We start from the raw sequence: 19625 nt of genomic DNA on the forward strand, positions 1-19625 counted from the left end.
GCGCGTGGTCGCCACTGCCTTGTTTTGGAGAAAGCGCCATGAGTCGGCCACGTTCGGAAGGCGGCAGCGTCACCATCAAGGATGTCGCGCGCCAGGCGCAGGTGTCGGTGGCCACGGTGTCGCGCACCATGAACGGCCATCAGCACGTGGCCGAGTCGGTGCGCGAGCGCGTGCTGCAGGTGGCGCGTGCGCTCAATTACATCCCGCACCACGCTGCGCGCAGCCTCAGCAGCCGGCGCACCCACACCATCGGGGTGGTGCTGCCGGATCTGCACGGCGAATTCTTTTCCGAATTGATCCGCGGCATCGACCAGGTGGCGCGCGACCAGGGGTATCACCTGCTGGTGTCCAGCTCGCACGGCGACCCGCAGGCGCAGCGACGGGCGCTGGAGCGCCTGCCCGGGCGCGTGGACGGAGTGGTGGTGATGTCGCCCTCGCTGGGCGACACCGGCGTGCACGAGGACGCGCTGCCCGGCGGGCTGCCGGCGGTGCTGCTCAACTGCGCCGGCAGCGCCAGCCAGCGGCCGGTGCTCAATGTGGACAACTACGGCGGTGCGCGGGTGATGACGCGGCATCTGCGTGACAGCGGCCACCGCCGCATCGCCTTCATCGCCGGGCCGGCCGACAACTTCGATGCGCACGAGCGTCTGCGCGGCTACCGCGACGAGCTGGCGCTGGATGCGGACGCGCAGCCGTGGGTGTTGCCGGGCAACTTCGATGAGGAGTCCGGCTACCGCGCCGGCCAGGCACTGGCGCAGGACACGCGCCCCGACGCGGTGTTTGCCGCCAACGACATGATGGCGCTGGGCTGCCTGTTCGCGCTGGGCCATGCCGGGCTGAAGGTGCCGCAGGACATCGCGCTGGCCGGGTTCGACGATGTGCCGATGGCGCGCTACGTGTTGCCGGCGCTGACCACCATGCGGGTGGATATCGCCGGCCTGGGTGCGCGTGCCTTGCGCCTGCTGCTGGGCCAGCAGTTGGTGGATGCGCCCGCGCCGCCTGCCGACGCCGCACCGCCGGCGTTTTCGGAAATGGTGCCGGAGCTGATCGTGCGCGCGTCCAGCGCCGCGCGCGGCTCGCCCGGCGGCTGATCCGGCACTCCATCGCATCTTCACGAAATCTTTGCGCTTTCTTATGCTTTTTATAACGCCTGCCCGTTGCCTGCCGCTGTTCTGCTGTCGTTGAAACAACGCACCATCCGCGCCACGCCGACCATCTCCGCCGGTACGCGCCTGACCCCTGGGAGGGGGACGTCATGAAGACCTACCGCACCGTTTCCACCCTGCCGGCGCGCAGCCTGCTGTGCTGCGCCCTGGCCGCTTCGTTGCTGGCCGCCGCTCCGGCCATGGCCCAGTCCAGCAATGCCACGTTGCGCGGGCAGGTGGCCGCGTCGCAGGCCGGCACCACTGTGACCGCCACCAATGTCACCAGCGGCGCGGTGCGACGGGTGACCACCGGCGCGGACGGTAGCTATGCGTTGGTCGGCCTGCCGCCGGGCACCTACAAGGTCGATGCCGGTCCCGGCACAGAGCAGACGGTGACCCTGTCGGTGGCCTCGTCGGTCAGCCTGAACCTGGGTAGCGGCGGTGAGGCGGCCGCACCGGCCGCCGATGGCACGGCCACCACCCTGGACACGGTCAAGGTCACCGCCACCACGTTGCAGGAGGTCAAGACCTCCGAAGTCGGCACCACCATCTCGCTCAAGCAGATCAACACGGTGCCGCAGCTGACGCGCAACTTCCTGGAGTTTGCCGACACCGTCCCGGGCATGCAGTTCGAGACCGACTCCAACGGCAACAGCCGGGTGCGCGGCGGCGCGCAGGCCAGTTCGGCGGTCAATGTGTACATCGACGGCGTGGGCCAGAAGAGCTATCTGTTCGGTGGCGTATCCGGCCAGCAACAGAGCGCGGGCAACCCGTTCCCGCAGCTGGCGATCGGCGAGTACAAGGTCATCACCTCCAACTACAAGGCCGAGTTCGACCAGGTGGGGTCGGCGGCGATCGTGGCGTCCACCAAGTCCGGTGGCAACGAATTCCATGGCGAGATCTTCGGGCGTACCACCAACACCGATTTCCGCGCGCGCCAGGCCGACGAACGCGCCGGCGCGCCCAATGCCGATGGCAACAAGCGCCAGACGCACCAGGACGAATACGGTGCGGCGTTCAGCGGGCCGATCGTCAAGGACAAGGCGCACTTCTTCGTCAGCTACGAAGGCAAGGGCTTTGAGGTGTCGGCCAACCCGGTCGCGGTGCCGGACCGTTTCAGCGCACTGAGCGACGATCTGCCGGCCGGCGTGCAGAGCCGCCTGGGCTCGGTCACCCGTCCGTTCAAGGAAGACCTGTACTTCGGCAAGATCGATTGGGACATCGGCGACAACGACCGCCTGGAGCTCACCGCCAAGGTCCGCGACGAAGAAAGCCGCGACAGCGTGGGCGACCAGAACACCGCCATCGCCGCCAAGATCAACCTCAATTCCGAAGAGCGCTACGACCTGCGTTGGCAGCACTTCGGCGAGCGCTACATCAACGAGGCACGGCTGTCGTACGAAGACGTGCTGTTCAACCCCACCGCCTACACCATCGGCAGCCAGACCGTGTACACCCGCGGCATCGCCGAAGACGACGTGCTGCTCAACGACGACGCCACCAGTGGCCTGGCGATCCAGCGCAAGGGGCAGAAGGGCCCCAGCTTCCAGAACGACCTGACCTTCAACAACATCGAGTGGCATGGCAACCACGTCATCAAGATGGGCGTGAAGTACAAGGAAGTGGAGCTGACCCAGAGCGAGAACTCTGCGGCCAATCCGTCGTTCTACTACGCGGTGAACGATGGCGTGGGGACCGCGCCCATTCCGTACCAGGTCCGCTTCAATCTGCCGTTTGCCGGCGCCGCGCCGTCGGTGACCACCACCAGCAAGCAGCTGGGCCTGTACATCCAGGACGATTGGGACGTCAACGACAAGCTGCAGTTGAATCTGGGCGTGCGCTGGGATGGCGAAAAGATTCCGTCTTACCTGGACAACGTGACCCCGCCGGAAGTGATCGCCGCCTTGAACGGCCCCGGCACCGACCCGGCGGTCAGCGCCACCTATGCCGAGCAGCTGGCCAAGGGCGGGGTCGATATCAACGACTACATCAGCAACGGCCGCAATCGCAAACAGGACAACAACAACTTCGCACCGCGTCTGGGGTTCTCCTATGACTTCCGCGGCGACGAATCGCTGGTGCTGTTCGGCGGTGCCGGGCGCAGCTACGACCGCAACCTGTTCGACATCATGGGCCTGGAACAGGTCAAGTCGGCGCTGTCGCAGTACACCATCCGCTTTGTCGAATCCTCCAACTGCACGCCGGCGCCGGGCACCTGCACCAACTTCAACCCGGCCTTCGTCAGCAACCCGGACAGCCTGGGCGGCCTGGTCAATGCGCGCGTGCGCAATGGCGAGATCGATCTGCTCAACAACGATCTGAAGACGCCGTATTCGGACCAGTATTCCATCGGCCTGCGCACGCGCGTGGGCGAGTGGAGCAACTCGGGCACGGTGTCGTATATCCACAGCAAGGACGGTTTGATCCTGACCCTGGGCAACCGCTATCCCAATGGCGATTTCTTCCAGAATGGCGGACAGCCGTGGACCCAGTCACCGGCGGGGTTCGGCAACCTGATCATCGGCAACAATGGTGTGGAGACCAAGACCACACAGCTGTTGCTGTCCACCGACAAGGCCTACACCAAGGAAAGCGGCTGGGGCCTGACCGCGGCGTACACGTTCTCGCGCGCACGCGGCAATCGCGGCAATGACGAGCAGTACGGATTCGATGCGGCCACCATCGCCAGCTATCCGTTCCTGGATCTGAACTCGGTGCCGCGCCATCGCCTGGTGGTCACCGGCATCTACGACCTGTTCTGGGGCATCAGCGCCTCGGCCAAGCTGACCCTGGCCACGGTGCCGCCGCGTAACGAAGCGGTCTCCTTCGATCAATACGGTGGCCCGCCGTCGGACAATATCCGCATCGTCTCGGTGGATGCGCCGGGCGGCAAGTTCCTGGCCGGTGGCGACATCTTCGGCACGCGCCAGCTGGATCTGTCGCTGTCCAAGGACATGCATGTCACCGATGCGCTCACCGTGCAGGTGCGCGGCGATCTGATCAATGCGCTCAACTTCCGCAACTACGATCAGTACGCCATCGACTGGGGCAACGGCGGGGTGTTCAATCCGCGCGCCAGCATCAACCAGTACGGCGCGCTGTCCACGCCGCCGCGCACGCTGTTCCTGAGCGCGCGCATCATCTGGTAATTCGATAAGAAAACGCCAGCTCGGCCTGCGCTGCCAGCAACCGGCGATCGCCCGTGCTGCAGCGCACATGGACGCACGCCGGCGCATCGCCAGCGTGTGCATTGCCCGTTGAACGCCGATGCGCTGCATCGGCCACGCGCAGCCAGTGTTCACCCGTCTCGACCCGTGCCTGAAGGAGCAGCCGCCCGTCACCGCAGACCTTTGTCGTTCTTGCAGCCCTTGCGGCTGTTGTTACCTGCCGTTCCGTGTTTCACCCCAAAAGCACCAACCCAACGCGCCAGTCACTCCACTGCGTCGCGCTTTACCCCTGGGAGGGGGAAAGTCATGAAGACCCACCGTACCGTCTCCACCCTGCCGGCGCGCAGCCTGTTGTGCTGCGCCCTGGCCGCCTCGTTGTTCGCCACCACCCCGGCCATGGCCCAGTCCAGCAACGCCACCTTGCGCGGCCAGGTCGCCTCCGCGCAGAGCGGCAGCGAAGTGGTCGTCACCAATGTCGCCACCGGCTCGGTGCGACGCGCACCGGTCAATGCGAACGGCAACTACACCATCGTCGGGCTGCAGCCGGGCACCTACAAGGTCGAATCCAACGGCATCAGCCGCACGGTGACCTTGTCGGTGGCCTCCAGTGCCACGGTGGATCTTGGCAATGAGCCAGCGGCAGCACCGGCCGGCAATGCGACCACGCTGGACACGGTGACGGTCAGCGCGCCGATGATTCGCGATGTCAAAACATCCGAGGTAGGTAACACCATTTCCGCGCGGCAGATCCAGCAGTTGCCGCAGGCCACGCGCAACTTCCTGGAGTTTGCCGACACCGTGCCGGGCATGGTGTTTCAGGTCGATGGCAACGGCAACACCAAGCTACGCGGCGGCGCATCCAACGCCAGCGCCGGCAATCTGTACATCGATGGCGTGGGCCAGAAGAGCTACGTGCGCAGCGGCGGCGTTGCCGGCCAGAGCGACACTCAGGGCAATCCGTTCCCGCAGCTCGCCATCGGCGAGTACAAGGTGATCACCTCCAACTACAAGGCCGAGTACGGCCAGATCAGTGGCGCGGCGATCACTGCGGCCACCAAGTCCGGCACCAACGAGTTGCACGGCGAGGTGTTCTACCGCTACACCGATCAGGATCTACGCGACAAGCGGCCCGACGAAGAAGAAAACGGCAAGATCGATTCGCAGACCAAGGAATACGGCTTCGCGTTGGGCGGGCCGATCATCCAGGACCGCATGCATTTCTTTGTCGCCTACGAAGGCAAGGAAAACGTGGCGCCCAAGAGCGTGCAGCCGAGCGCCGAGGCAGCCGCCTTCGTCAACCAGTTGCCGTCCAACCTGGCCAGCCAGTACGGCCCGGCCAACATGCCGTTCGAAGAAGACCTGTTCTTCGGCAAGATCGATTTCGAGCCCACCGACCGCGATCGCATCGAGCTGAGCACGATTTATCGCGACGAAACCCAGACCGCGAATGTCGGCGGCACCAACACGCTGGCGCAGGCCACCGACAAGATCAACAAGGACAAGCGCACCAACCTGCGTTGGCAGCACAGCGCCGACAATTGGTTCAACGAGGTCATCGTCGGCACCGAGAACTCGGAGAACAACCCGACCCCGCGTACGCTTGGCAACGGCATCGTCTACAAGTATTTCCAGCCACGCGCCGGCTCGGCCGATATCGATGAGCGTACCTTCCTGACCACCGGCTCGGCGGGCGGTCTCAATGCGCAGCGCAAGAGCCAGAAGGGCTGGTTCATCCAGAACGATCTGACCTTCACCAGCTTCCAGTGGCATGGCGAACACACCATCAAGATGGGCGTGAACTACAAGGACGTCGAGCTGACCTCGCAGGATGCGGCGGCGGTGAATCCGCAATTCAGCTATCGGGTCAACGGTGGCAGCGTGGAGGCTACGCCATATCGCGTCGACTTCGTGGCGCCCTACACCACGCCCGGCCAGCGCGCGACGGTGGTGTCGCCGTCCAAGCAGTACGGCATCTACCTGCAGGACGATTGGGCCGCCACCGACAAGCTGATGATCAACATCGGCGTGCGCTACGACTACGAAGACACACCGGCCTACACCGACTTCGTCACCTCGCAGCCCTTCGTGGACGCGTTGTACGCAAACGATGCGGAAAACCCCGGCCAGCCGTGGGCCAACCGCCTGCTGCCCAGCGGCATCAACGTGGCCGATTACATCAGCACCGGCAACAACCGCAAGAACTTCAAGGACGCCTGGGCGCCGCGCTTCGGCTTCTCGTATGACTTCTTCGGTGACGAAGCCGCCATCCTGCACGGTGGTGCGGCGCGTTCGTACGACCGCAACCTGTTCGAGCAGTTGGCGCTGGAAACCAGCAAGGCGGCGTTGTCGCCGGTGGCGGTGTATTTCGAAAATCCCGCGACCCAACAATGCTATCGCGCCGACCGCACCTGCGTTGCGTTCGATCCACGCTATCTCAACGGCATCGATCAGCTCAATACCATTCCCGGTGTCAGCGGCAGCGCCGAGCTGTTCATGTTCAACAACAAGCTCAAGACGCCCTACAGCGACCAGTACAGCATCGGTATCACCAACCAGGTGGGCGAGTGGCTGACCGATGTCACCTTCCAGCGCATCCTGAGCTACGACGGCTTTGCGATGGGCTTGATCAACCGTTATCCAGATGGTTCGTACTTCCAGAACGGTAATGTGCCGTGGGGCGAACCGGTGCCGGGCTACCAGAACACCATCCTGGGCACCAATGGTCTGGAACAGCGCAACAGCCAGGTCCTGCTGTCGGCCGACAAGCCCTACACCAAAGAATCCGGTTGGGGCCTGACCTTGTCCTACACCCACACCAGCGCGCGCCAGAACCGCAACATCGATGAGCCATACGGCTTCGACAAGGCGACCATCCGTGGCTATCCGTTTGTGAAGTCCGACGCGGTGGCCGCGCATCGCTTCGTGGCCTCCGGCTCGATCGATATCCCGTGGGGGGTGACATTGGGCGCCAAGTTGGTGCTGGCAACGCCCGAGCCGATCAACACGATTGCCTGCTTCGGCTTTACCGATCCCGATGGGGCGACCTGCCAGCAAGTGGGTGTCACGCCGCCGGGCAGCGGCAAGTTCCTGGTGGGCGGCGATATCTGGGGCTACCGCACGGTGGACTTCCAGGCCACCAAGGAGTTCACCGTGGTTGGCGACTTCAAGATGTCGGCACGCGTGAACCTGCTCAACGCGTTCAACTTCAAGAACTACAGTGCGTACGCCTATAACGGCTTCGGCAGCAATGGGCAGTTCGATCCGGACATCGCGATCAATACCAGCGGCGAAATCAACTACGTGCCGCGTAGCGTGGTGCTGGAACTCGGCGCCAAGTTCTGAGTGATCGTCATCGCCACACGCGTGCGGCTGCGCGTGTGGTCCTTCGCGACGGGGCCAACTGGCCCCGTTCGTGTGTCCGTCCCTAATGATCAGGAACGTGCAGACATGATTCCCGCTCCACTCCGCAACATCGTCATCGTCGGCGGCGGCACCGCCGGCTGGATGGCCGCTGCCGCCTTCGCGCGCGTGCTTGGCCCCACCTTCAACGTGCAGCTGATCGAATCCGAACAGCTCGGCACCGTCGGTGTAGGCGAAGCCACCGTGCCGCATATCAAGGCCTTCAACAATCTGCTCGGCATCGACGAGGCCGAGTTCGTGCGGCAGACCCAGGGCAGCTTCAAGCTCGGCATCGAGTTTGTCGACTGGCAACGCCCCGGCACTTCATACATGCATGGGTTCGGCACCCAGATCGGGCACCCGCTCGGGCTGCTGCCGTTCCACCAGTACTGGATCAAGCAGCACGCGCGCGGCAAGGCGCAGCCGCTGGGCGCCTATACGCTCAACACCGTGGCCGCGGTGCGCGGCAAGTTCATGACCTCGCCCGGCGATGTGCCGGCCACCTCGCCGCTGGCCAATATCGCCTACGCGTATCACTTCGATGCCGCGCTGTACGCGCGCTTCCTGCGCGGGTTTGCCGAGGCACGTGGCGTCACGCGTATCGAAGGCATGGTGGAGCAGGTGCAGCTGCATCCGGAATCGGGCAACGTGGTGGCGCTGCACCTGGCGTCGGGCCAGGTAATCGCCGGCGACCTGTTTATCGATTGCTCGGGCTTTCGCGGGCTGTTGATCGAAGACGCGCTGCACACCGGCTACCACGACTTCACCCACTGGCTGCCCTGCGATCGCGCGCTCGCGGTGCCCTGCGAAAAGGTCGGCCCGCCCACACCGTACACGCGCTGCACCGCGCGCGCGGCCGGTTGGCAATGGCGCATTCCGCTGCAGCACCGCACCGGCAACGGCTATGTGTATTGCAGCGCACACATCAGCGACGACGAAGCCGCCGCCACCTTGCTGGCCAATCTGGATGGCAAGCCGCTGGCCGACCCCCGCCCGCTGCGCTTTACCACCGGCCGGCGCAAGCAGTGCTGGAACCGCAACGTGGTCGCGCTGGGCCTGGCCAGCGGTTTTCTGGAGCCGCTGGAATCGACCAGCATCCATCTCATCCAGTCCGGCATTTCCAAGTTGCTGGAGCTGTTTCCGCGCGAGGGCATCAGCCCGGTGCTGGTGCAGCGCTACAACGACCGGCTGGCATTCGAGTTCGACCGCATCCGCGATTTCCTGCTGCTGCACTACCACGCCACCGAGCGCGACGACAGCGCGTTCTGGCGGCATTGCCGCCAGATGCCGATCACCCCAGAGCTTCAGGCCACGCTGGAGCTGTTCCGCGACAGCGGGCGGTTCTATCGCAATGCCGAGGAGATGTTTGCCGAGATCAGCTGGGTGCAGGTAATGGTCGGCCAAGGCATCGTGCCGACCGGCTATCACCCACTGGCGGACCAGGTGCCCGACCGCGACGCCGAAGGCTTCCTGGCCAGTGTGGCGCAGACCATCGCGCACTGCGTGGACGTGATGCCTACCCACCAGCAATTCATCGACCGCTTCTGCAAGGCGCCCGCGACACGCTGAGCGGAGGCCAGGCGATGGTGGCGAGGCAGGCACTCCTGCGGCGGGCAGGCGGGAGACCACCAGGCAGAGGCGGCGCTGCGCCTGCCGGTCAATCCAGCGGGCAAAAAAAAAAGGATCGGGCACAAGGCCTGATCCCTTCGAAAACCGGGACAAGCCCGGTGGACAATGAGTGGCACAGCTTCCGACTGACATCGGACGCCGGCATGTTAACGAGACTTTCACATTAAAGCAATGCTTTAATTTTCATGGCTTAACTCTTTGATTCTATTGGCTAGACGCCAGCAACAGCTGGGCGATCAGTCCTTGTGCTGCACCACCGCCGCACGGATCTCGGCCTGCATCGCAGCCGCCGCGGCGGCCGGATCGACCGCCAGGCGGATCGGCCGACCGACGACGATCGCGTCGGCGCCGTCGGTGAAGGCCTCGGCCACGCCCACGGTACGTTGCTGGTCATCGCCAACCGGGCCGCCGGGGCGGATGCCGGGGCAGACGATCGAGAATGCCGGGCCGGTGGCACGCCGGATCGGGCCGGCTTCCTGGCCGGAGGCAATGACGCCATCGATACCGGCAGCCTGGGCGGCCAGCGCGCGCTCCACCACCACCTCCACCGGTTCGCGGTCGATGCCCATCGCCGCCAGGTCCGGGCGGCCCATCGAGGTCAGCACGGTCACCGCCAGCAGGCGCATGTCGCCCTGGTTGGCTTCGGCGGCGGCTTGCAGCATGCCGGCATGCCAGCCGTGCACGGTGCAATAGCTCACCGGCCACTGCGACAGGCGGCGGATGGTGCCGGCCACGGTGGCGGGGATGTCGAAGAACTTCAGGTCCACGAACACCCGCTTGTTGCGCTTGGCCAGCGCATCGAGCACATGGAAGTACTCGCCCGACGCCAGCAGCTCCATGCCGATCTTGTAGAAAGACACCGACTCGCCCAGGCGGTCCACCCAGGCGATCGCCTCGTCATGGCCGGGGACGTCCAGCGCAAAGATCAGCCGCTCGTGCGCGGCCAGGGCTAACGGGGGACGGTTCATCGGGCGATCTCCAATGCGGCGCGCTTGGCGTCGTGGCGTGCTTTCCAGGGTTGCGCATAATCGTTGTTGAACTGCGCCGGCTCCCAGCCGCCGTAGCTGGGGTTGGGCAGCATCCACCAGCGCTCGCCGAACCAGTCGTGGTACTGCTGCAGCAGCGCGCCACGCGCCTGCCCGGTGTTGGCGCTGACCTGCACGAAGTCGCCCAGCTGGTCACCGAACTGCATCAGCACGCGGTACGTCTGCCCGGCCAGCTGGCGGCGGCAATTCTTCTCGCTGCCGTTCTGCTCGCACCCGGGCACCACCGTGCCCAGGCCCAGGAACACGCTGTCGTCGGCCACCGGCAACCCCACGCTGCGCAAATTGGCCAGCGTGGCGTCCTTCAGGTGCACGGCGCGGTTGGAAATGTAGATCAGGGTGACGCCGCGGGCGTTGGCGGCCTTGGCGAAATCCACCACCCCCGGGATCGCGGTGGCCTTCTTCTCGGCCACCCACTGGTCCCAACTGAGCTCGTCGTATTCCTTGCCGTCGCGCAGCAGGCGTGCCTGGTAGGGCGAGTTATCCAGCACGGTCTCGTCCACATCCAGCACCACCGCCGGCTTCAGGCCGGTGGCAGCGTTGGCGCGCTCTTCCGGGACCAGCGCATCCCAGTTGGGCTGTTTGAGCGCGGTGTCGAGCTTGTCGGCGGCGGCGCGATAGGTCTGCTCGGCCACGGCGCGGTATTCCTCCGAGCGCTGCATCCACAGCACCGCGTTGAGGTTGTCGTCGCCGGCCGGCGCGGTGGTCGCCGACGTTGCGGCCTTGGTGACCGCGGCGCTGGCATCGGCATGGGCGGTTGCAGCGGCAGCCTGCGCAGGCTGGGCCGGTTGCGTGTCGCCGGGCTTGCAGGCGCTCAGGGCCAGCGCGGTGCAGGCGAGCAGGGACAACGGTGCGTAAAGCGAGGGGCGCATGGCATCCACCAGAACAGGAACGGCAATGAAGAGCGCAATTTTAGCGGGTTCGCGCCAGTCCGCTCGCGGTTGCCGCTGCCAGGAGGCGAGCCGTGCGCGCCACCCGTGCGACGCGGCTTGTAAGGCAGCCTGGCCGGACGGGGTTTCGGCACGATGCGCATGCGGATGCGGGCGTGCGCCTGTTCCTGCAGGCGCAGGCGTGTTTCGCCGCACGACGCAGACCGGCGCCATCCGGAGTTAGCTGCCGCCGCCGCGCGTGTTCGCTGCATCGAAAGAACGCTGGCAGCAGATCGGCATATCCTTGTGCGCTGATTGCCCCGGAGTCACCGATGACCGAACTCTCGTCCCCGCCCGTTCTCGACACCGCCCAGGCCCGCGTGCTCGGCTGTCTGATCGAAAAGGAAGCGACCACCCCGGATGCGTATCCGCTCACCGTCAACGCCGCCCAGGTCGCCGCCAACCAGAAGACCGCGCGCGAGCCGGTATTGAACCTGCAGACCGGGGTGGTGCACCACGCGCTGCGCCAGCTGGAAACCCTGGGTCTGGTGCGCCAGCAGTTCTCTTCGCGCGCCGAGCGCTACGAACACCGCCTGGGCAATGTGCTGGACCTCACCCGCCAACAGGTGGCCCTGATCGGCCTGCTGCTGTTGCGCGGCCCACAGACGCTTGGCGAGCTGTTTGCGCGCAGCGAGCGGCTGGCGCGTTTCAACGATGCCGACGACGTGCGCCATCACCTGGACCGCTTGATCCAGCGCGGCCTGGCGGCACAACTGCCACGCGCCAGCGGCCAGCGCGAAGACCGCTACGCGCATCTGCTCAGCGGCGAGCTGGATATCGACGCCTTGCAGGCCGCCGCTGCGCGTGCCGCACCGAGCACACGCAGCGGCAGCGACACCAGCGAACTGGACGCGCGCGTGCAGACCCTGGAAACCACGGTCGCCGAGCTGCAGGAGGCGCTGGCCGCAGTGCAGGCGCGGCTGGACGCGGCCAGCGCCTGATCCGACGGTCGGCAGCCGACAGCTGCGACATCAGCGCTGTGGCCGGTCTGCAGCGCTGCCGCCTCTCGCCTTGGGGTTGAGGCCAAGAACGGCTACAAGGGCGGACTTGCAGCGTGTCCTGCGAGGGTGGGCGGGCAAGGGCCCCGCAGCCGAACCGAGATCGGCTGCTCATGCATTAGACCGCATGAAGTCGTCTATCAGGCGCCATCACGCTTGCATGAGCGAATGAGCCGATATCGCCTGGGCGCTTAGCCGGACCTACCGGCAGGCGCAAGATCGATTGCGTAATACAGCACTGCAGGGGTGTCGGGACTCAATACCCGCAGGCCCTCGCGTTGCAAGCCCAATGCCTCCAGCGCGCGGATCGACGCGGCGTTGTCCGGCGACACGATTGCGCACAGCTCCATCAGTCCCAACACGTCGCGCGCATGCTCGAGCACCGCCCGCCCGGCCTCGGTCACATAGCCCTTGCCGCGGTGCGCGGGCAACAGCGCAAAACCGAGATGCGGCACCGGCAAAGGATCGCGGCACAACAGCCCCAACGTACCGATAAACGCGGCATCCTCACGCGTTTCCACTGCCCAGTGCGCGAACCCATACCGCGCGTGGTGCGCCTGCGCCCATTCGCACAGATGCGCTCGCGCCTGCTCGCGGGTGCGGATACCACGGTCGTTGATGCCGGCGATAAATCCGGGGTCGTTGACCAGCGCCAACATCGCATCGGCGTCGCGCTCGGGATCGAGCAGACGCAAGCGCAGACGCGGGGTTTCGATCACGACGGTCACGGCGCACTCCGGCATCGGGGGAAACCAGACTGCCGTGCGGCCGCGTCACTGGCAAGCGATGCACTGCGTGCTGCGGGTTGCGGTGCAACCGCGCACCATGCGTCAGTCGAACAAGGCCTGGATCGCGGCCAACCCCGCGCTGGCGCGCTCCTTCTTGCGCTCGGCATCGGCCACCGGGTCGGCACCGTCGCGCTGCAATTCCTCGGCCGGAATCTCGTCGAAGAAGCGGCTCGGCTTGAGCCGCACATGCTCGCCGAACTTGCGCGTCAATTTGCTGTGGCTCATCCACAACTGTTCCTTGGCGCGGGTGATACCCACATACAGCAAGCGGCGTTCTTCCTGCAGATTGCCTTCTTCCAGGCTCACTTCGTGCGGCAGCACACCGTCCTCGCAGCCAACGATGAACACGTAGCGGAACTCCAGCCCCTTGGACGCATGCATGGTCATCATGCGTACCTGGTTGCCGCCATCGTCCTTGTCGTTGCGCGACAGCAGCGCCAGCTGCGCGGCCAGATCGCTGGCACTCGCACCGCGCGGACCACCTTCGAACCACTCGGCCAGCTCGTCCAGATTGCGCTTGCGCCGCTGGAAGCCGGTCTCGTCCTTGGACTGGTTGCGCAGATCGTTGAGCAGGCCAGACTTGTCGGCCAGCATGCGTACCAGTTCCCCCGCTGGCAGCCTGGTCGAATGCTCGCGCATCTCACGCAGGATGTCGGTAAACGCACTCAGGCCGTTGGCCGCACGCGGCGGCAGATGCTGCAACGCGCCCATCGACTCGGCCGCGCGCGACATCGGCACCGACTTGCCGCTGGCCAGTTCCGCCAGGCGCGCCAGCGAGGTGGCACCGACCTCGCGCTTGGGCGATTGCACCGCACGCAAAAACGCCGCGTCATCGTCGGGGTTGACGATCAGGCGCAGCCAAGACAGCAGGTCCTTGACCTCCTGTCGCTCCAGAAATGCGGTCCCACCCGTCAGGTGGTACGGCACGCGCAGCAGCTGCAAGGCTTTTTCCAGCGGCCGCGATTGGAAATTGCCACGGAACAGTATGCAGAAATCGCTCCACGGCACCTGCTTGGCCGTGCCCAGGAACGAAATCTCGGCCGCGACCTTTTCCGCTTCGTGCTCGCTGTCGCGGCACTCCCACACGCGGATGCGCTCGCCGTCGGCCTGGTCGCTCCACAATGTCTTCAAGTGCTCGTGCGGGTTATGCGCGATCAACGCATTGGCCGCGCGCAGCACGCGGTTGGAGCAACGGTAGTTCTGCTCCAGCTTGATGATTTCCAGCGCCGGATAGTCGCGGGCCATCTGCTGCAGGTTTTCCGGGTTGGCGCCGCGCCAGGCGTAGATGCTCTGGTCGTCGTCGCCTACGCAGGTGAAGTTGCCGCGCGGCCCGGCCAGCATCTTGAGCAGCCGGTACTGTGCATCGTTGGTGTCCTGGCACTCGTCCACCAGCAGGTAGCCGATGCGCTCGCGCCAGCCCAGCACGATCTCTTCGTTGGCTTCCAGGATCTGCACCGGCAGGCGGATCAGGTCATCGAAATCCACCGCATTGAAGGTGGTCAACCGCGCCTGGTAGCGCTCATACAAGCTGGCCGCTTCTTTCTCGCGGTTGCTGCGCGCCGCTGCCATCGCCTGTTCCGGCGACAGCCCGGCATTCTTGGCGCGCGAGATCAGGTTCTTGGCATCTTCGATCGCATCGGGCTTGGCGCCATGCATCAGGTCCTTGATCTGGGCGGCGGCATCGTCCGAATCGAAGATCGAAAAGCCGCGCTTCAACCCGGCCGCCGCATGCTCGATCTGCAGGAACTTCAGCCCCAGCGCATGGAAGGTACAGATGGTCAGCCCATCGGCGCCATCGCCGCGGATGCGCTTGGCCACACGCTCGCGCATTTCCTTGGCCGACTTGTTGGTGAAGGTGATCGCCGCGATACGCTTGGCCGGATAGCGGCCGGTGGCGATCAGGTGGGCGATCTTCTCCACGATCACGCGCGTCTTGCCGCTGCCGGCACCGGCCAGCACCAACAAGGGACCTTCGCAGTGCAGCACTGCAGCGCTTTGCGGGGGATTGAGACCGTGCATAGGAGCTTCCGACAGAGCGCGCCATTGTACCGGGGCGGCCTGCCGCTGGCCGGCGCGACGGGTTCATCTGGTCAGGCAGGCGCGTGTTCGCGCTGGGCCAGCGATGCAGGCCGCGCAGCACGGCGTTGAAGCTGGGCAGCGCTCAGCCCCGGCATGGCCATCTGGCAGCACGCACCCCGCAATCAGCCGCCCGGCCCGGTAAAATCGACCGATGGCCAAGCTCTACTTCTACTATTCGGCGATGAATGCCGGCAAGACCACCACCTTGCTGCAGTCGGCGCACAACTACCGCGAGCGCGGCATGCGCACGCTGATCCTCACTCCCAAGCTCGACCACCGCGCCGGCAGCGGCGTGGTCGCCTCGCGGATCGGCCTGCGCGCGGACGGGCACCCGTTCGATCGCGATACCGAACTGCAGCAACTGGTGGAACGCGATATCGCCAGCCAGGGCGCGCTGCATTGCGTGCTGGTCGATGAGGCGCAGTTTCTCAGCCGGGCACAGGTCTGGCAGCTGAGCGAAGTGGTCGACCGCCTGCGCATCCCGGTGCTGTGCTACGGCCTGCGCACCGACTTTCGCGGCGAGCTGTTCGAAGGCAGCCAGTTCCTGCTGGCCTGGGCCGACGAACTGGAAGAGATCAAGACCATCTGCCATAGCGGCAGCAAGGCCACCATGACCGTGCGCGTGGATGCGCAAGGGCATGCCGTGCAGGATGGCCCGCAGGTGGAGATCGGCGGCAACGAGCGCTATGTGTCGGTCAGCCGCGCCGAGTTCAAGAAGATCATGCGCGGCGAAGGCCGCATCGACCCGCTGCAGATCGCCCTGCCGCTGCCGTCTGCGTAGACGTAGGCGAGGGCTGACCTCGACGCTTCGGCCCTCCTTCGCAGGATCGACGCCGGAGTGGCAACAGCGATCGATTCCAGCGCATGCAACGCCCTCACTGTGCCGCCCACGCAACCAGCGCGGCACAGCCGCTTGCGAGCTGTGACGTGGTGCGACAGCCCAGCCCAAACGGCCCTCTGATTCAGCGCCGCCGCTGGCGGCACGCAGGTTGCTCGCCAAGGTTCCACCGGTGGATGCGTGCCCGGTCAACACCGTCCGTCCTGGTCGACCTATACGTTCCCTCTGCACGGCTAGACCTGTTCGGGCATGGGCCCGTTGCGGCATCGTCCACGCCCGCCGACAGGCGTATTGTTGGGCGCGTGACGCCGCACCGTTGCGTACAACCAGGCCCATCCGCAGTCCTGTAGACTGCGCTCCATCCACTGTCGGGAGGCACCCATGGATTCGCTTCCTGCCGAGTTACGCGCCGATATCGCGCGGGTGGGCCGGCTATCGTCGGTTCCCGATGTCCTGAGCATCCTGACGCGGCTGACCGGCATGGGGTTTGCTGCCGTGGCGCGGGTGACCGAAGCGCGCTGGATCACCTGCCAGGTGCGCGACGACCTGTCCTTCGGCCTGCTGCCCGGCGACGAGCTACCGCTGGCGACCACCTTCTGCGACAGCGTGCGGGTCAAGGGCAATGCCGTGTGGTTCGGGCATGCCTCGGACGACCCGGTCTACCGCGACCACCCGTCGCCGCGCCTGTATGGCTTTGAAAGCTATGTCTCGGTGCCGATCCGCTTCGACGATGGCAGCGTGTTCGGCACCTTGTGTGCACTGGATCCGCTGCCACGCGCGATGGACCAGCAACTGGTGGAGAAGGTCGAATTGCTCGCGCAACTGCTGGCCGCGCAGATCCAGGCCGAACAGCGCGCCGAAGAAAGCGCACAGGAATCGCGCCGCGCACGCAGCGAACTGGGCCGCGCCGGCGCCTCGGCACGATTGCGCGAAGAGTTCATCGGCATTCTCGGCCACGACCTGCGCAACCCGCTGCAATCCATGCACGCGGTGGTGGACATGCTGTCCATCGACCAGCTCAGCCAGCGCCAGGGCGGGGCCATCCGCTCGATGCAGCGCAGCCTGCAGCGCATGGAAGAACTGATCGATTTCGCCTGTGATTTTGCCCGCGGCATCGAACGCGACTGGCTGCAGCTGGACTACGGCAACGGCAGCGACCTGCTCGACGCACTGTCGCAGGTCGTGGACGAAACCCGCGCCGCGTATCCCAATCAGGTGCTGTCCACGCATGTGGCGATCGACGAGCCGGTGCATGGCGATGCGGTGCGCCTGGCGCAGATGTTCGGCAGCATGATGATCAACGCGGTGGTGCAAGGTCAGCAGAGGTCGCTGATCAAGGCGGTCGCCGTCACCGAGCAGGGCCGCCTCCGCATCGAGGTCTGCAATCTGGATGGCATCGACCCGCGCCGGTTGGATGTCCTGCATGCCTCCACCCATGTGCACAGCGCCGGCCGGCCAGCGCCGGAAGTGGACCTGGGCCTGCATATGGCCGCGCAGATTGCGCAGGCGCATCAGGGCGAGCTGCGCATCACCAGTGGCAAGAACGGCACCTGCTTCCGCGTGGAGCTGTCCTGCGCCCGCCCACGCGCACGCATGCAGCTGGTCAAGGGCACGACGTCGGCCTGAGCTTGCCGGCCGACAGCGCTTGCTCGCAGCGTGATCCAACCCGCGTGCCGAGCAACCCACCTCGCTCATCTGCCAATCGCCAGCCGCGCCCAGCAGTGGTAGGCGCATGACCGGTGCCGCATGCACGCGATGCATGCCACGTATGTAGGCGCAGGTGCGTCGCCGATGGCTGCGCCGGCAACCGGTGCAGTGCATACCTGTTCGGGCGAGCTGTCATGGTCACGGCGCGGCTGACCGCACCCGTAAAGGTGCGGGCCTGCGCAGCCCGAGGATCAGCGACGACATGCCGGCAGCGGCACTCCGTCAGCCAGGCAGGCCGTGCATGCCGGCCCTGGCAGCGCCGGCATGCACGACGCGTTGCACACGCTCAGTAGAGTTTGCGCTCGCTCGCCGGCGGCGGCGTCCATTGGTAAAGCCAGGTTTCGGTGAGCGGCTTGCCGTTGGCGCGCAGATACAGGCGGATATCGATCTGCTGGGTACCTTCGTCCGGCGGCACCAGATCGAACATCGCCCGATAGCCCTTGAGCTCATGCAGCGGCCGCGCCGACACGATCTCGGTGGTGCCGCGCGACACCTGGATCACCGCCTCGACCTTGGTCTTGGCGTCCTTGACCAGGCCAGGCAACTCGCCACCGGCGAAGTCCACCGCAAACCGCCACGAGAAATGACCGCGCTTCTGCCCGACAACGCCGCCCAGACCGGTGCGCGTCGCCACGCAGTGCGCCAACGGCGAACTGGCTGGCGGCTGCGCACCCCAATACAGGCGGTAGCCCATCAACAGTTCCTGCCCCGGCTGTGGCTTGGCCTGCGGGTTCCAGAACGCCACGATATTGTCGAAGGTCTCATCCACGGTCGGGATCTCGACCAGTTGCACCGAGCCCTTGCCCCAACCGCTCTTGGGCTCCACCCACAGACACGGGCGCTTCTCGTAGAACACCCCGTCGTCCTGGTAATGGTCGAAATTGCGGTCGCGCTGCAGCAGCCCGAACCCGCGCGGGTTCTCGTCGACAAACATGTTGAAGCGCAGCTGCGGCGGGTTGCACAACGGGCGCCAGATCCATTCGCCGCCCCCGGTCCACATCGCCAGGCCATCGGTATCGTGGATTTCCGGGCGCCAGTCCCAGTCCATGCGGTTATCGTTTTCGCCAACCTGGTACATGCTGGTGCACGGGCCGATCCCCAGCCTCTCGATCGCCTTGCGCGGGTACAGCGCACTGTCGATGTCCATCACCAGCACCTCGCCATTGGTGATGGCAAAGCGGTAGGCACCGGCGACGCTGGGCGAGTCCAGCAGGCCGTAGACCACCACCGTGTTCGAATCGTCGGCGGGCTGCTCAAGGTAGTAGGCAATGAAGTCCGGAAACTCCTCCGGGCCACCGGTGCCGGTGTCGATGGCCAACCCACGCGCCGACTGCCCGTACTGGCCTTCCTTGCCCACCGCGCGGAAATAGCTCGCCCCCAGAAACGCCGAAAAATCGCGGTCGGTGTCCTTGCGGGTATTGAGCCGGAAGCCGGCAAAGCCCAGATCCTTGGGCAATTGCTTGCCGCCCAGCCCGCTGCTGCCGTAATCGAACGCAGCCGGGTCATAGGCCAACTGCTGCGCCTTGCCATCGACGATGTCGTAGATGTGCACCGGGGTGTGGAAGTACAACCCCAGGTGGAAGAACTTCGCCTGGAACTTGCCGTTGCCATCGGCCCATAGCGCATGGTCCTGACGGTAGCGGATCGACTGGTACTGATCCCAGTTCAATGCTTCCAGCGGGCCTGGCAGGATCTGCTTGTGACTCTTGTACGGCGCGGCGGCCAGCGCACGTGCCTGCCCCTTGAGCCAGGCATAGTCGAACGGCTGCGGCTGACCCAACCGACGCAACCCCACGGCCTTGGCAGCCAATGCCCACTGCGGCACTGCCGGTAAACCGAGCGCAGCCAGGGCGGCAGCAGCATTCTTCAGGAAATGGCGTCGTTGCATGCGCATCGATCTGGT

At 65.6% G+C, this 19625-nt stretch carries 12 protein-coding genes; 7 read left to right on the forward strand and 5 right to left on the reverse strand.

Annotated features, from left to right (window positions below; all coding sequences use genetic code 11):
- Positions 1–38 precede the first annotated feature (38 nt).
- The 4 genes from RZV17_RS19710 to RZV17_RS19725 all read left to right on the forward strand — a co-directional run bounded on the left by RZV17_RS19710 (position 39) and on the right by RZV17_RS19725 (position 9280).
- Positions 39–1091: a LacI family DNA-binding transcriptional regulator gene (locus tag RZV17_RS19710; RefSeq protein ID WP_166744495.1), complete on the forward strand. Its 1053-nt coding sequence runs from the start codon at positions 39–41 to the stop codon at positions 1089–1091.
- Positions 1092–1255: 164 nt separating this feature from the next.
- A complete protein-coding gene (locus RZV17_RS19715) occupies positions 1256–4294 on the forward strand; it encodes a TonB-dependent receptor domain-containing protein (protein WP_355605941.1) in 3039 nt (1012 codons plus the stop codon).
- Between the two features lie 324 nt (positions 4295–4618).
- Complete coding sequence (locus RZV17_RS19720) at positions 4619–7654, forward strand: TonB-dependent receptor domain-containing protein (protein ID WP_355605944.1); 3036 nt, start codon at positions 4619–4621, stop codon at positions 7652–7654.
- Between the two features lie 105 nt (positions 7655–7759).
- Entirely contained in the window at positions 7760–9280 is a 1521-nt protein-coding gene (locus RZV17_RS19725) for a tryptophan halogenase family protein (RefSeq protein ID WP_355605947.1), read from the forward strand.
- A 296-nt stretch (positions 9281–9576) separates the two neighbouring features.
- Here the strand turns inward: RZV17_RS19725 and pyrF are convergent, their stop codons facing one another.
- Both pyrF and RZV17_RS19735 read right to left on the reverse strand, forming a co-directional pair.
- Positions 9577–10308, reverse strand: a complete 732-nt coding sequence (pyrF, locus tag RZV17_RS19730; protein ID WP_123137723.1) for an orotidine-5'-phosphate decarboxylase — start codon at positions 10306–10308, stop codon at positions 9577–9579.
- Entirely contained in the window at positions 10305–11264 is a 960-nt protein-coding gene (locus RZV17_RS19735) for a 5'-nucleotidase, lipoprotein e(P4) family (protein ID WP_338121489.1), read from the reverse strand. Before RZV17_RS19735 ends, pyrF begins: the two co-directional genes overlap by 4 nt.
- A gap of 320 nt (positions 11265–11584) precedes the next feature.
- Here RZV17_RS19735 and RZV17_RS19740 point away from each other — a divergent pair, with 320 nt between their 5' ends.
- Positions 11585–12253 (forward strand): YceH family protein, encoded by a 669-nt coding sequence (locus RZV17_RS19740; protein WP_179456984.1) that lies wholly within the window; start codon positions 11585–11587, stop codon positions 12251–12253.
- Positions 12254–12501: 248 nt separating this feature from the next.
- On the opposite strand, the gene RZV17_RS19745 is transcribed toward RZV17_RS19740, so the two are convergent.
- Both RZV17_RS19745 and rep read right to left on the reverse strand, forming a co-directional pair.
- Positions 12502–13053, reverse strand: coding sequence for a GNAT family N-acetyltransferase (locus tag RZV17_RS19745; RefSeq protein ID WP_123137726.1), 552 nt, complete (start codon positions 13051–13053; stop codon positions 12502–12504).
- Between the two features lie 87 nt (positions 13054–13140).
- The gene (rep, locus tag RZV17_RS19750) at positions 13141–15117 is read right to left on the reverse strand and encodes a DNA helicase Rep (protein WP_104581689.1); all 1977 of its coding nucleotides are present in this window, start codon (positions 15115–15117) and stop codon (positions 13141–13143) included.
- Between the two features lie 211 nt (positions 15118–15328).
- On the opposite strand from rep, the gene RZV17_RS19755 reads away from it, so the two are divergent.
- Positions 15329–15958, forward strand: coding sequence for a thymidine kinase (locus tag RZV17_RS19755; protein ID WP_166744485.1), 630 nt, complete (start codon positions 15329–15331; stop codon positions 15956–15958).
- A 438-nt stretch (positions 15959–16396) separates the two neighbouring features.
- A complete protein-coding gene (locus RZV17_RS19760) occupies positions 16397–17641 on the forward strand; it encodes a GAF domain-containing sensor histidine kinase (protein ID WP_355605954.1) in 1245 nt (414 codons plus the stop codon).
- A 367-nt stretch (positions 17642–18008) separates the two neighbouring features.
- On the opposite strand, the gene RZV17_RS19765 is transcribed toward RZV17_RS19760, so the two are convergent.
- On the reverse strand, positions 18009–19610 hold the full coding sequence (locus RZV17_RS19765) for a glucan biosynthesis protein (protein WP_104581716.1): 1602 nt from the start codon (positions 19608–19610) through the stop codon (positions 18009–18011).
- Between the last annotated feature and the right edge of the window lie 15 nt (positions 19611–19625).

Origin of the sequence: Xanthomonas cannabis (assembly GCF_040616535.1) — a bacterium.
In the GTDB taxonomy this organism is placed as follows: domain Bacteria; phylum Pseudomonadota; class Gammaproteobacteria; order Xanthomonadales; family Xanthomonadaceae; genus Xanthomonas; species Xanthomonas cannabis.